The sequence below is a fragment of the Chitinophaga agri genome (genome assembly GCF_010093065.1).
GTDB classification, from domain to species: Bacteria; Bacteroidota; Bacteroidia; order Chitinophagales; family Chitinophagaceae; genus Chitinophaga; species Chitinophaga agri.
Genome location: NZ_CP048113.1, coordinates 2,507,299 through 2,520,817, shown reverse-complemented (window position 1 = coordinate 2,520,817; position 13,519 = coordinate 2,507,299). Strand labels below are relative to the sequence as shown.

Annotated in this window: 13 protein-coding genes; 3 read left to right on the top strand and 10 right to left on the bottom strand. The window is 41.3% G+C overall.

From position 1 onward, the window contains the following. Position 1 precedes the first annotated feature (1 nt). The 5 genes from GWR21_RS09735 to GWR21_RS09715 form a co-directional block, all read right to left on the bottom strand. Positions 2-784, bottom strand: a complete 783-nt coding sequence (locus tag GWR21_RS09735; RefSeq protein WP_162331550.1) for a hypothetical protein — start codon at positions 782-784, stop codon at positions 2-4. A gap of 6 nt (positions 785-790) precedes the next feature. Continuing rightward, positions 791-1,279, bottom strand: coding sequence for a hypothetical protein (locus tag GWR21_RS09730; RefSeq protein WP_162331549.1), 489 nt, complete (start codon positions 1,277-1,279; stop codon positions 791-793). Next, positions 1,276-2,670 (bottom strand): DUF3289 family protein, encoded by a 1,395-nt coding sequence (locus tag GWR21_RS09725; RefSeq protein ID WP_162331548.1) that lies wholly within the window; start codon positions 2,668-2,670, stop codon positions 1,276-1,278. The genes GWR21_RS09730 and GWR21_RS09725 overlap by 4 nt, the downstream gene beginning before the upstream one ends. A gap of 14 nt (positions 2,671-2,684) precedes the next feature. Beyond that, the gene (locus GWR21_RS09720; protein WP_162331547.1) at positions 2,685-4,532 is read right to left on the bottom strand and encodes a type VI secretion system Vgr family protein; all 1,848 of its coding nucleotides are present in this window, start codon (positions 4,530-4,532) and stop codon (positions 2,685-2,687) included. 185 nt (positions 4,533-4,717) lie between these two features. After that, entirely contained in the window at positions 4,718-5,413 is a 696-nt protein-coding gene (locus tag GWR21_RS09715; RefSeq protein WP_162331546.1) for a hypothetical protein, read from the bottom strand. A 1,099-nt stretch (positions 5,414-6,512) separates the two neighbouring features. Here GWR21_RS09715 and GWR21_RS09710 point away from each other — a divergent pair. The 3 genes from GWR21_RS09710 to GWR21_RS09700 all read left to right on the top strand — a co-directional run bounded on the left by GWR21_RS09710 (position 6,513) and on the right by GWR21_RS09700 (position 8,482). Continuing rightward, entirely contained in the window at positions 6,513-6,731 is a 219-nt protein-coding gene (locus GWR21_RS09710; RefSeq protein WP_162331545.1) for a histidine kinase, read from the top strand. An 87-nt stretch (positions 6,732-6,818) separates the two neighbouring features. Next, positions 6,819-7,331: a DUF4365 domain-containing protein gene (locus tag GWR21_RS09705; RefSeq protein ID WP_162331544.1), complete on the top strand. Its 513-nt coding sequence runs from the start codon at positions 6,819-6,821 to the stop codon at positions 7,329-7,331. Beyond that, positions 7,328-8,482, top strand: coding sequence for a hypothetical protein (locus GWR21_RS09700; protein ID WP_162331543.1), 1,155 nt, complete (start codon positions 7,328-7,330; stop codon positions 8,480-8,482). The genes GWR21_RS09705 and GWR21_RS09700 overlap by 4 nt, the downstream gene beginning before the upstream one ends. Positions 8,483-8,627: 145 nt before the next feature. On the opposite strand, the gene GWR21_RS09695 is transcribed toward GWR21_RS09700, so the two are convergent. The 5 genes from GWR21_RS09695 to GWR21_RS09675 all read right to left on the bottom strand — a co-directional run bounded on the left by GWR21_RS09695 (position 8,628) and on the right by GWR21_RS09675 (position 13,371). Then, entirely contained in the window at positions 8,628-9,854 is a 1,227-nt protein-coding gene (locus GWR21_RS09695; RefSeq protein WP_162331542.1) for a hypothetical protein, read from the bottom strand. Further along, on the bottom strand, positions 9,851-10,276 hold the full coding sequence (locus tag GWR21_RS09690; RefSeq protein ID WP_162331541.1) for a hypothetical protein: 426 nt from the start codon (positions 10,274-10,276) through the stop codon (positions 9,851-9,853). Before GWR21_RS09690 ends, GWR21_RS09695 begins: the two co-directional genes overlap by 4 nt. A 107-nt stretch (positions 10,277-10,383) precedes the next feature. Continuing rightward, on the bottom strand, positions 10,384-11,697 hold the full coding sequence (locus tag GWR21_RS09685) for a reverse transcriptase domain-containing protein (protein WP_162331540.1): 1,314 nt from the start codon (positions 11,695-11,697) through the stop codon (positions 10,384-10,386). Between the two features lie 758 nt (positions 11,698-12,455). Next, positions 12,456-13,115 (bottom strand): hypothetical protein, encoded by a 660-nt coding sequence (locus tag GWR21_RS09680; RefSeq protein ID WP_162331539.1) that lies wholly within the window; start codon positions 13,113-13,115, stop codon positions 12,456-12,458. Next, the gene (locus GWR21_RS09675; protein ID WP_162331538.1) at positions 13,063-13,371 is read right to left on the bottom strand and encodes a hypothetical protein; all 309 of its coding nucleotides are present in this window, start codon (positions 13,369-13,371) and stop codon (positions 13,063-13,065) included. Before GWR21_RS09675 ends, GWR21_RS09680 begins: the two co-directional genes overlap by 53 nt. Between the last annotated feature and the right edge of the window lie 148 nt (positions 13,372-13,519).

The window sequence follows — 13,519 nt, the reverse complement described above, 5'->3', positions numbered from 1 at the left end:
ATCAGTTTATGCTATGATCATCGCTATTGACGCAGTTTGCCGTCAATGAGATCTGTAAATATTTTTCCTGCCGGTCGGCATCCCATTGTGCCTGCAGCGATTGTACAGGACCATGGATCCGGTGGAAGGCATATTGTATATCCATGGTGCCGCGTCCGTTTTCCTGGCGGCCCGACTGACGCAAATTGTTGGTCATTCTGTTGCCTGTCTGTGTCGCTTCATACATCACGGGTATTTCAAATGGGAAGAGATGGTAGGGCACCCTGAAGCCGGTACGGTTGCCGGCGAACTGCACATGGAAGAATGCGGCCAGGAAAAGATCATGACGGATAGCGCTGATCAGGTTGCCTTCTTCCGCGAGGGTATCACTGGTGGCATCAATATAGCTATGAGCATCTGGTCCGGTAAAGTATTGCTTCAGGCGTTCTTTTTTGTCCTGCCAGCGTTGCAGGATGGTAGCATGGTTCAGTATGCCGGTCATATTTCCATCCTGTCCGATCTGTACCTGTAACGGATACAAAACATTGCCGCATTGTGCTGCCAGATCAGCAGCGATATAATCGGCTGTCTCTTCATCATTGACGCGTACTGCTGACCGGGAGATCTGGAAGTAATGGTTCCTGTCATCATCAACCGTCATGCGGCAGATCTCCATATTAAACTTCAGCTGGGTAGTCGCGCTACCCTTATAGGTTAACATTACCGTATAAATGCGGGGGGCATGTACGGTCACTTTTCTTGCTGCCTTGCCAGTAAACATTTTTCTGACTGAAAACAGTGACATAAAGGGTTAATTTTTACAGTTATTGAGGATAGTATCTCTTTGGAAGACATCGCCTGATTTTACTTCTATTGACCATACTCCGCGGAGGGAATCGGTCGGACAGGCTTCATAGCGGTATTCACCCCGATAATCCTCCATTTCCTGCGACAGATCATTATGTGTGTCCCAGAAATCGTCTTTACCTTTCGTGTAGCTTTCCGTATTGCCGGAGTGATTGAAGAACTGTATAAAGTACCTGGCGTAATGTCCTTCTACAGCGGCTTTGTTCACAATGCTGTCGCTATAGTGTTTAATCAGGTGCTGCAGACTGTCAATATTATCAGGTGCATTTTCTATCAGGGCATACTGGTACCACACGGGCTTTAATTGCAGGTCGATATCAGCCATGCCTTTATGTTCCAGTTTAGGCAGATAAATAAACTTTGTCGTGGTATTGCTGTTGTTGCAGCTGCTCCATATCAGGATGCCACATAAGAGGATCATACGTACGCTCATTTTCTTTTATTTTTCCTTTCGGCAGCGCCTTCAGTGATGTTACCGGTGAACTCTTTTTCAAACCGTACCCTGGTCAGAAAAGGTTTATATCCCCTGACGTGTTGCAGGAGGAACCAGGCCCGGAAGCCGGCGCCGTATGCATAGAATTTCTGCATATCCGGCAGGTCCAGACCGAAATGGTCCCAGAGCAGCACTTCATATTTAGCTTTATAGTTATTGCCGGTGATCTTAAATGCAGTCAGCGTGACCTTATAACACCACACGTCATTGATGGCAATGGTCAGTCCTTTCACCAGGTTGTAATCCCTGCTATAGGGAAAGGAGGGATGTCCGTAGGGGTGTTGCTGGTTATACCCCGCTTCTTTCCCGTAATAGATCTTTTTATCCTCCATGGTGCTCAGGTCACCACCGGCTTTTTTAATACGGTCGGCCATTTCATCTTCAATACCGGTACAGAACCTGATGGTGGACGGATTAGCCTGTACAGCGGCCGTCAGCGTTGCATTCTCATAAACGCCGCCTTCATTCCTTTCGAACTTGTCGATCATGTTATGGATGTTGTCGTTCAGTCCCCCTCTGGCCATGAGATCGACCATATCTCTGAACTGTCTGAACAGACTGGCATCAGAAGATGTGCTGTTGGAAAAGCGCATGAGCGCACCCGTGTCCAGCACCTGTTGTTCATTGTAAATGCCTTTGTTTGCTGTATCCGCATTAGCAAACTTTGCATCCGTAGCAGGATCAAATCCTTTGTCCAGGTAACTGGCCTTGTAGCTGGCCAGTTCTCCGGCGCTATATACCGGTTTGGCAGGTTTACCTTTGCCATAGGCCATATCATTGGCGATATCAGCACCATCCTCGTTGAGGCCGGGTACGCGATAGGCATCTACGACGAGAGGAAGGTAGATCACCTGGGAAGTGACCTTTACATTAGGGTCTGGCTTACGGAAGAAGGCATAGACACTGACTTCTTTGTCCTGGCTATTACCGGCTACGGTGATGGATTTATAGGCGATACCCTTCTCTGCGCGGGTAGTACCTGTTTTAAAAGGTTCAATGTTTTTGCCGCCATCAAATGAGTAGGCCCAGTGTACCAGCATCAGTTGATTATCGGGTACCTGTTCACTGAAGGCAGTCGCCTGGAACTCGTAGGTGTTATGGTTGACCACACTCTTTGGCCCCGTCACCTTTAACACTTTGACAGGGGTAGCTGCGTTCAGTGTGACCGGATCATTTTTGTGAAATGTGACACCGTCCTGTTTACCGGCCATTCTGATACGCTTACCTGACCGGAGGGAGGTTTCTCCAGCACTGTTCCACCGTATATTTTCACCGTTCTCCCTATATTTTTTACTGATGACAACTATGTTGCCAACATTATTTTCGCTCATGGTACAAGATTGGATCAGAACAATTTTGATTTCTCTGCGCTTTTGATGGCGACGGACTTGCCGGAGTTGATGGTCATCTCTTCTTTGGAGCTGTCTACCTTCATTTCTTCGGCGGTCTTCTCAATTTTCTTTGCCTGTACATCCATGTTTTCCATGGCTATTTTCGTAATGTTGGTGGCGCTTAGCCGGTAATCATTGACAGTGTACTGGCTCATACTGTCGCCTGCGTTATGGAGGATATTCATACCGGCGGAGTGGGTCATGTTCATGCCGGCGGCATTCGTGATATTCATGCCGGCATTGACATCAATGCTTTCTCCTGCCTGGATCGTGATATTACGGGCGTTGATACTGATAGTCTCGGGAGCAGTAATAGAAATATTCTGTCCGTTAGTATCCATCACGATCAGGTTCCCACCTTTATCGGCAATGGTGATAAATTCCTGTCCGCTGGAGTCGTCCAGTTTTATTGTATGACCGCTGCGGGTACTGATCACTTTCACATTATTCATCGTATCGCCAAAATTGGTTTTGGCGTTGCCGTTATAGGCCGATCCGGTAACAAAAGGAGCTTCCGGATTACCACCTTCAAAATCCACCCATACTTCTTCCCCCACTTCGGGTATAAAGTAAAAGCCTTTATCACCGCCACCATGCGGCTGCATCAGGCGTATCCAGGGGGAAGTGCCGTTCTGCCAGCTGAACCGGACACGGATACGTCCCAGGCCCTTAGGATCAAAATTCTCTATTACGGTAGCGCTTTGTGCTTCACAGAAGGGAATATTGTCCAGGTCGAGATACGGCGCAGCAGCAGCCAGCGGCATGCCTTCGAAGAGATTATAGTATTCGCCGTTCCCATCACAGTGATGTTCCAGTGCGGTGATCATATATTCTCCGTGGTCTTCAGTAGAGAAGATATTTTCCTGTATGCTGATGGTATCGCCTAAACGGAGCGCGGTACATTTACTACGGCCGTTGACCACGACCATCTGAGCCATCTGTGATTGTTTCTGGCGTTTAGCCAGTATGGCCAGTTCTTCCTTCGCATTACCGCTGAAGGCATAAGGCACTTTGTATTGTGAAGGTTTGGTATATAGTTTATCGCTTTGGGCCTGCGCATGCTGGGTGAGACTGTCTATTCCGCCGGTTGATACACTACTGGTATTACTTTCCATAAACGAATACTGCCGGTATTCCAGTCCTTTCAGGGCGACTTTATTTGGCAGGGTACGTAAGGTAAGACTGAAATCGACCAGGTTGACCTGGTGATAGAGGACCGTTTTCTGCGGATGATATTTCCCGAAGATGATCTGCTGACCATTATAGAAGAACCATTCGCCATAGCGTTGGGCCAGGCGCTGCAGGAACTTATATCCGCTTTCCCGGTACTGCACGATATACTTCAGTTTGCCACTATACACAGGATTGATCTCCTGGCCACCCGGATGGGCACTGCTGGCTTTCAGAACGGTACTTACAATAGTTGAGAGGTCCTGCTGTTCATATGACTGGATATGCGGATTACCGTCCAGTAATATCGTCGGACTGGAAGCCACGACGGTACAGTGGCCATTGATGCCGTTACTGGATTTTCCGAAGGTAACTGCGGTGACAATACCATTAAAGGAGAGCGGTTTAAGGTCGTTACTGCCTTCTATTGCCTGAACGGACATACGTACTTCCTGCCCGAGAAAGGATTTACCGGAAGATACAGGGTCTTTGCCCGCTTTCAGCAGCCAGTCATAACCGATACTGAATGTGAGTTGGTGATGTCCCTCTATGGATTGGGAGAGGTGGATTTCATGAAATTGCCGGAATTCCTGATCTCCTATGGACACTGCGGTTTGAGTGTATAAGGCCATTCGTTTTCAGATTGATATGGTATGTGGTTAACTAAATAGGTTATTCGTGCAAACAAAGGATAAATATATAAAATATTGGGGAAACCGGTGTTGGAACTTTTATCGCGGTGGGAAAGGAGGGGGAATGGTTGCTGCGCCAGTGAGGGCCTTGAAATGACGCTCACTGGCGGTATGTTTTCAGGTAATTAATCACGAAAATAAATGGAAGGGTATTCTTTAAAAACGGCGGTATCCCAGATGGCTCCACTATTTTCTATTACAGTACGATACACTTTTCGATTATTTCCCTTATAAAATTGCAGTCTGTCGAACATAGCGGCGCCTTCCTGTATAACTGTTATTGACGCACCACGAACCAATTGCAGGCTATCATTTTTCCAGATGTATGCATCTTTGGTATGGTCACTGAATACACCACCTATGTAGAAACTAATGACCTGTTTAGTGGCGGTATCGTAACATAGGTTGCAGATGCTCAGGTCTTCCCGGTAGCGTAGTTTTCCTTCATTGTTGCTTAAAAATACATATGGTGACATTTGGCCGTGCATGTTAGGATGACCATAAATGAACAGGTCATTTTGGTGATCCCTGTTGATGTCCATGGTATCACAATAGGCAAATAATTCGGTATAAAAAGGAATGGTGATAGTTGCTTCGCCTTCCTGTGAGAGGCGGAGCAGGGAGTCTGCAATCGCGAATACTTCGATCTTCCGGTTATTGATGGCGGTGCGGAGAACGGCGGTGTCACCATTCCGGGTCACATGGCTTTGGCCGGGCGGTTCGGTCTGATGCAGCTTATCTTCGCTGTTGTGGGTTGTTGGTGCGGGAGCAGGTTGGGTACAGGCACTCAGCGAGAGTAAGAACAGGAGTATATATTTCAAGATAGCTGATTTAGGCATAAGGGTGCTTTCAGGAAGGGGTGAAAGCTTCTCCTGAGAGCGTCACCGCTGACACCCGCTCATACATCAAATGTAATGATTTTTAATAGTTGTGTTATTGCTGGTTAACAGGTGGTTTTGTATTGCATGGTTTAGGTATGTCTTTAGTAGGTTGTTTGCTCTTGTGAGGATTAGGTTTAGTCTTCATCAGGTAAGCTTTCACCTCCGTTTCTCCTCCGTCTTAAAACGGAGGAGAAACGGAGGTGAAAGCTTACCTGATGAATGCTTGACAAAAGGTAAACCGAATGTTTGTAACAAGTTGTACTAGTGGGGATGGACTCGCCGTGGTTTAGGCTGTATTGTTATCTTGCAGCCCCAATACCGATGAAAATGAAGAAACTCCTGGCTGCTGGCCTGCTGTTATTACCCCTGCAGGTGTATGGTCAAACCGGGCTACCGCCTTGGTGCCCCGGATATGTGGAGTGTGCCGAGGGTTGCGGGCAGAAATCCTGACTCCTGTTATGCCAGCGTATTATGGAAGATTTTTGAGCGGGAAACGGGACTCGGACCCGCGACCTTTAGTTTGGGAAACTAATGCTCTACCAACTGAGCTATTCCATAAAAGGCTGAATTTGAATGGAATCTTCTTCGGTGAGTGTGGATAGTTTCCTTTTACCAATAATATGATACCCAAAAATGTAACCCAAAATATTGTTTGCGGTAGGTGAAGTAGTTTATAATATACTTTTTTCACTGACTCAAAGGTAATGATGAAACGTTGAAAATGCTATATAAAGCAATAAGTTTTATGTATGAAAATGCGATATTCTGTATATATACAGGTATTTCTGAAATGTTGAGTAGGCCATTTTTAGCCCGTTATTATACCTCCTTTCGCCGGATGTATCTATCCATCATTTGAAATGGAAATTCCTAATAAGGGCGGGGGAACCAAGGTTGAGGTGTGTATGGGGGAGGGGAGAAAGGCTCCCTCTTTGAGAGAAGGTATGTAATAGATGTTAATGCAATATGCTAATGATGTTCATTTATTTAGTAATTTCCCTACTTACTTGTTTATTATATATCAATAAATGTTATTCTTATGGGGCTTGCACACGGCTTTAATATTTCCTCAGATGTCAAAGAGATAGCGAAGGAGTTAAAAGAAGGTTACAAACTAACTGATTTTGAGGCGTTAACATTGGCATTAAAAGCAGAACAGAATGAATTGTTAAAACGTGCTTTCGTTATATCTTCTACAGATGCCCATCCAACAGGATTAGAGGCAATAGCGACAGCCCTAGGGTATAAAAACAGATAGTGCGATTTGCATTAATGAACATTATTTGCTTAATGTCCCTATTTGTATACGCTCACTCTTCATTGGGAATCCAAATGAAATTTAAGCATGCTAACAGAAAATAAAGTAAAGGAGCATCTCAGTATCGCTTATGTCAAAGCTGTTGCAGCCGCTTGCAATTTCGCGTGCGAAGATACAACGACAGATTTTGACAGTGTTGATGTTACGATAACATGCAATGGCTGGCTGGTTCCAGGCTCTTCAACAGTAAGATCACCAGACCTGAAAATTCAATTAAAGGCGACGGAAAATTTAACTTTGAATGCTAATAGCGATTATCCTTTTTCCCTACCGTTAAAGAATTACGATGATCTGCGTGCAAATGTTCTTTCGCCTAGAATTTTAGTTGTTCTACATTTACCCAGCAATAGGATAGATTGGTTATCACATTCTCCTAATGATTTGATAATAAGAAATTGTGCTTACTATGTGAATCTCAATGGGCTGCCAGATAGTGCAAATACAACTAATGTTACGATATATTTGCCGTCAGTAAATATATTTTCGCCAAGCACATTAACAGATCTAATGATAAAGGTATCTAAGCAGCAAAGAATATGACATATAACCAAAAAATATTGGATATAGTTGATAACGTCAGCTTCGCGACTTTGCAACAATATTTATCGCTTAGAGGATGGAAAAAAATGCCAACAAATAATCAGTCAGTAGCCATTTTTTTCTCCCCCAATGACGATTCGAAACTGGATATAATGCTGCCGTTATCCCGTGAATTTGCCGATTATCGGCAGACAGTATTTTCTGCAATAAGGAAAGTTGCTTTATATGAGAATAGAGACGAGTGGCAGGTAATCAATGATTTGATTGCTCCCCCGGCTGATATTGTTAGATATAGAGTTGACGATGAATCAACTCAAATAGGACTTATTCCATTAAAGACAGGGTTTGAATTATTAGAAAGCGCAAAAAAATCGTTGCTTTGCTCGGCAAGTGATATAATAGTTCCATCTTTATATCATAAACGTATCGCTTATAAATCAGCATTGCAATTTATCGATGCTTGTTTTCTAGGGCAGAGTGAACGAGGTAGTTATGTTGCTTCTATTGTTTGTCCTTTCATAAAACCGTCTGATGATGAAAGACCTGTACAACTATCCCTTTTCTCATCAGAAGATGCCTTGGTTGAATCTCTTACTCGTAAAGTAACTAAGCGTTTGATGACTTCGATAGAAACGGTAAAGCGAAATATCGAGCAAGGGTCTTTAGATAATCTAATTAAGGCGGATAACGAGAGTCTTATCAGTGGTAATTTTTTGGAATCGATAGTCGAACTAAATGAGCTAACACAAAATGCAAATATCGAAATTTTGGCGAGTTGGGCCCCAACAATTCCTCCTCCTACAAATGTGCCTAATTTGGTATCATTAACACGTGATTATATTGAACCAATAAAAGAAATTATCGAGCGTATGAGACCCAATGTAATAGAAACACAAGGTGATTACGTAGGGAAAATTTCCCAAATTCGAGCGAATCCTGATATAAGCAATAGGCAAGATGGAGAGATCACGTTTAGGTTTATAAGTGATGATGAAAAAGCTGTTAGTGCAAAAGTGATCTTGGAAGGGAAGAATTTGCATGAAGCCATGCTGGCATTCGAGGAAGGTAAAAATATAAAAATAACAGGAAACTTAAAGACACAAAACCGGCAGCGATACATTGATAATCCGGCATTTAAAGTAATTGATTAAATGGTTAAAGTTATATCATATAGTTACTGTGTGTAAGTTGTTTATATAACACGGAATATCGCCATGAATTGGGGCGTACTTTGAGTCGCAAGTATATTTAGACGTTTGATAGGTGACGACGTAATTTGAGCTGACTCACACTGCACTATTCAAAATCTAATGTATCTAACCTAAAATCATTTGTTTCTTCAACGAATGGATAAATTGAATGCAAAGTAATATAGTCATCTTTTGTTACGCTTATTAAATTTTTATATCGAATTGAACTTGGATAGGTTCGTATATTTATAGTTGGAGACGTCTCAATTACTTTTGCTTTTGAATTTTGATAGAGTACAACTTTATCAAAAAATTCAACAACACATCCTCTTGGTACTATACATGTTGAGATTGGCCGATTCGATTTGCTTGGAAAGGATTCAAGTGTAGGTAAGTCATTAGTTCTGGATTTGAAATATAAATCTGTTTTATCGTCTTTATTTAGATTGATATTGACGAATCTTCCATCCTTTAAAAAGAAGAAGCCTGTTCCTGAACTATTGAAGCAATAGCTGATGTCATCTTTTCTAATATTTGATCTTTCAAGAAGTTGAGACACACCGAACTTTGATTTTCCGAATTCAGTTATTCTTTTTCTTTCGGTAAATTCATCAAATTTGGAGTATGCTGGTTTCTCTTTGATCGGCGTTGTTTCATTTACAAAATATTCAAATGAGCTGGGGGCATCATAGTTTATTACGTCATAGCTAGACCAACCAGTTCTGATAGATTTGTTAGCGACTGCTTTTTCTTCTACGCGAAGTTTGTTTCTTTCATTTAAAAAACTGCCATGGAAAAGGCCATCATTATTTGCTGATATTATTACTTCACCTGATTTAGCATTAAGGTTTGTGACTTTTACATCAAATCTCTTTTCAGGCTTCGAGGGGTGTAAAGTATATTTATCTTCTTCTGGATTTAACAATATTTCATAAAGACCTTCTTTACACCCTACATACATCCTCATTGCATATAATTTCATATCAAGCACGGGCATTGAAGGTATCTCCGAAATAACTTTGAAATCTTCCTCGTTGAATTCTATTAGAAAGTCTATTTCTTCAGTTGCTTTTTCCCAGAGTTTAGCGAATACATTTCTAAGTTGTCCAACGCCCCAAAATAAGTCGCTTTGCTTATTCGAAAGATAGTCATTGCGTTGGAAGGAAAGCCTCAGTAAATTTTCGAATTCAGGATATTTACTAACTAATCTCCACATTATCTTACTAAGCGGAGCAAAAACAAGTCTTCCATCAATTAGCACAAGGAAAATGTGACCACTGTATATGTAGCTGTCGATCGCGTTGACCTCAATAGAAAATTTTATTGTTTTCATAGTTGAGCTTTTAGTATTTTAATTCTAATTCTTTCATCAATAATAGCTTCTTCAAACCACCTGTCAACTAGCTCTGTACTTGGTTCATATTGGCTTGTGTCAACTGGGTAGCCATGCCATGCATCGATCGAATTATTCGGGGTAGGAAAGAAAGAGAGTCGTTCATCATTACTGCCTTGGATAACTTCACCTTTATTGAGAATTGAAAACAAACCGCAATTCTTATCGCAATGCCACACCGCTTCGTCAGAAACCCGAAAAGCCTCATACTGCTCGTTTTGTTTTAACACCCATTTGGTTTTATGCAGGTTATTATTAGCAGATTTATTGTGATAGGTAACGGGTTTATAATAGTGTTTTCTTTGAGTAGGTCCAAAGAGTCCTTGCTTATTTAGTTTTACACTTGGGAATTTATAACTCATAGTTCAGTGGTATGGAATAATTGTTTGGTAATGGAGATTTATGTGATTTTAATATCTCCTGCTTTCAACAGCAAGATAAGGTATAATATCGGATGCTAAAGCAGTGATTATTGAGTAACTGTTTCTATAGGTTGCGGTTCTTTTTGGGTGCCCTTTTTCTTTATGTCTTCTTCCCGTCTTCTTTCTAAAATATCTTTGCACTGTGGAACTCCTGAATTGGTTCGTTGCCTGCTTGAAATAACCTGACCTGACAATTTTTGTTTTCTCTGTTTTAAAGGAACTTTGCCAAGGGTTTTGGCTTTTAGGTGCCAATCGAGTCTTGTTAGTGCATTTAGTATCTGCTCGTTTATTGCATTATCAATCTGATCAATACGTCTTTCTACTTCTGTGTAGCTATATGCGGAAATCCATCCGTCCAACGTATTCTTCATTCTTGTTAATAATGTTAAAACATCAGGACTTTCTGTATGTAGATTACATAATTTATTAATTCTTTGGATAAAGCGTTCAACACTTTTAACACTTGGATATATAGAGGTTCCGTCGAAAGCGACGGATAAAAAAGAAAAGCTGTAGTCGGGAAGCTTAACTATTCTGGTTTTTGAGCCAGGGTTATTGTCTAGTTTGTGTAACTCTAGTTTTAGCTGTCCTTCGAGGACTTCACTTGCTATATTCCATGCTTTGTGAGCTTCTTCAGAATCTTTGCACATGACGATGAAGTCATCTGCATAACGGATCAGTTTAAATCCTTCATTGATCATCCGTTCATCGAATGGTCGCAGATAAAGATTAGAAAAAAGCGGTGAAAGGGGATTTCCTTGAGGAATACCATTATTATGAAATAATTTCCGGTGTCTAGACTCAATCTTGTCAAGACCGTCTATTTTTTGACTAATTCCCTGAGTTATCAAATCATTTAAACTGTCATCTGTAAGATGGGAAAAAAGTGTGTTAAGGAGCTCCATCCTATTAACCGATGGGAAGAAGTCTTTTATGTCAGCTTCTAAGATTGTAGTGTATCCTTGATTGTAATATTCAACCATTTTCAAGACCGCATCTTTTACCCCCATCTTTTTTTGATATGCGAAGCTGTAGTCTTTGCTGAATGACAATAATGGGTTTAAAATATCCTCTAAAATGATTGCTATACCCTTAAGTACCACTCTATCTCTGACTTCAGGAATTTGAAGGGGTCTTAACTTGCCATTGTCTTTGGGAATTACATAAGCTCTTGTCGGAGAGAACTTGTATTCCTTAGTAATCAGCTGCTTTGAAATGGATGGGATTTTTGTTGCTAGATTAGCTTTAAAAATTGCGATCGTCTCGCCGGAAATTCCGAATGATTCGAGGTTATCCTTATTTATAAATCTCCAGGCTTTATCTAAGAGAAATTCTTCTGGAGCTAATTGTTGTAGTAGCATATAGGCGAATAGATAGCTTCGTTTCCTATTATTTATTGTAATGTCCTTAGATTGATAGAAATATCAGCATGACAGCATTACGGTAAGCTAGAACAGATAAACTTGATGCAATAGAACAGAGTCCTAATTAACAACACAAGTCTATGAAGTCCTTGGGCAATCGTGCCAAAAGATGACTTACGCCTTCTCGTGACAAATACCATCTTTGTTTGTTCACAAAGACTAGAATTGGATGGGGTACTATCGATCGCGTTTTTTGAGTCTGTCGAGTACCAGTAGCAGACTGTAAACGATGTTTCATCTGTAAAGGTGAGGATTTTTTTGAATCAACAAAATTTTTTATCCACAATGACCGATTGCCTGTGCGCGCCCTCTTTAAAGGCTCCTGCTTCCACTATATCTATAGGTATGCCGTCATGCATAGCGGATTCCATCAGGTTACACATGGAACAGATAAACTTGATGCAATAGAACAGAGTCCTAATTAACAACACAAGTCTATGAAGTCCTTGGGCAATCGTGCCAAAAGATGACTTACGCCTTCTCGTGACAAGCTCTCATGAGGCGGACTGATGCAAAAACTAGACCAAAAAAGAACAAAATATCATACTGACATCTTGTCGTGTCTTTGTGGCAAATTGACGACCGTTTGTCATTAAAGGGTAAGTGAAATTTATGGTTAGCTATCCACTCTTTGAATGAGAGGCTCTGTAGAAGGACGTTATATGCCATATTTCATCATAACTGCCCAGAGATTATTATATTTCTTCGGTAAGGACTTTTATTATCATTTCTTTCTTGGCGTTCGATAAGTTTGAGTATGTATAGTCTCCCTGATAAAGATAATGGCAATTAAACTTCCGAATTTTCCTGTAATAAGTTCCAATTGACCAGTTGCATTCATGACATACACTATCGCGAAAGCGAGTATTAAATGCACTAATATGTTGGTCCAGTTTTTTCAGGAGATTTTGCTCTCTGGAAATGATTTTCCGTTTGGGTTTAGCATGAAAAAGATTCCTTAATACGTCTTGACGGTCTCTGTCTAATTTACGTACCAGTTCGAAAAATCGTCCATCACTATCTGCCAAAAGATTACTAACAGAAACACTTCCCCAGTTTTGTATTGAAACCGGAGTTCTGAGATTCCAATCACATGTGGAAAGAATTTCTTCATAATCATGAATACAATTTATGATTTTTAGAAGCTTCTTAAATAGAAGAGAACGAGCGGCATTGATATGCTGCTCATAGATATGACTGGCACTATTCAGTTGATCATATAACGTTCTAAAGGACATTGATAGTTCTTTACCCTTAGTTGTGCTTAAAATTTTCCTTGGATGTCTATCAAGCCACTCCTTATCAGGAGTCCATTTCGGATATGTTTTTCTGCTTTTCCGCTTTGTATTCTTCATATTCTCTTACAAAATCATTTACTATACCGTCCATTACTGTGAAAACCATGCTAACCTCTGCATTGGAGAGATTAGAGCTTGTATTGCCTTCATTTGTCGATGGTCGCATTTTCCGATAGTAAGTTGGAAGACTCCATGCACATTCATGGGAGGTTATTTCACGAAATTTCAACGGTAGTTCCGTTAGCAGTAATTTCATGTCATACAGTAGATTGCCAGGATTTTCATACTGCTGGTGATGTTTTCTTTCTGTCATGATATTTTCTGATTAAGTGTTGGTTTGTAAATCTCGTAAGAGGATGTGGCCTGCGGGTTTAGCCATATCTGGGCCAGAATCGGATAGTAGTCTTCTGGCAATTATTTGTATTTTAACACGTTCGTCGTGTGTTAAAGCTGAATTGACA

Coding starts and splice junctions, on each gene's coding strand:
- GWR21_RS09735 (WP_162331550.1), bottom strand. CDS start 784: ATGTCACTGTTTTCAGTCAGAAAAATGTTTACTGGCAAGGCAGCAAGA.
- GWR21_RS09730 (WP_162331549.1), bottom strand. CDS start 1,279: ATGAGCGTACGTATGATCCTCTTATGTGGCATCCTGATATGGAGCAGC.
- GWR21_RS09725 (WP_162331548.1), bottom strand. CDS start 2,670: ATGAGCGAAAATAATGTTGGCAACATAGTTGTCATCAGTAAAAAATAT.
- GWR21_RS09720 (WP_162331547.1), bottom strand. CDS start 4,532: ATGGCCTTATACACTCAAACCGCAGTGTCCATAGGAGATCAGGAATTC.
- GWR21_RS09710 (WP_162331545.1), top strand. CDS start 6,513: ATGGGGCTTGCACACGGCTTTAATATTTCCTCAGATGTCAAAGAGATA.
- GWR21_RS09705 (WP_162331544.1), top strand. CDS start 6,819: ATGCTAACAGAAAATAAAGTAAAGGAGCATCTCAGTATCGCTTATGTC.
- GWR21_RS09700 (WP_162331543.1), top strand. CDS start 7,328: ATGACATATAACCAAAAAATATTGGATATAGTTGATAACGTCAGCTTC.
- GWR21_RS09695 (WP_162331542.1), bottom strand. CDS start 9,854: ATGAAAACAATAAAATTTTCTATTGAGGTCAACGCGATCGACAGCTAC.
- GWR21_RS09690 (WP_162331541.1), bottom strand. CDS start 10,276: ATGAGTTATAAATTCCCAAGTGTAAAACTAAATAAGCAAGGACTCTTT.
- GWR21_RS09685 (WP_162331540.1), bottom strand. CDS start 11,697: ATGCTACTACAACAATTAGCTCCAGAAGAATTTCTCTTAGATAAAGCC.
- GWR21_RS09680 (WP_162331539.1), bottom strand. CDS start 13,115: ATGAAGAATACAAAGCGGAAAAGCAGAAAAACATATCCGAAATGGACT.
- GWR21_RS09675 (WP_162331538.1), bottom strand. CDS start 13,371: ATGACAGAAAGAAAACATCACCAGCAGTATGAAAATCCTGGCAATCTA.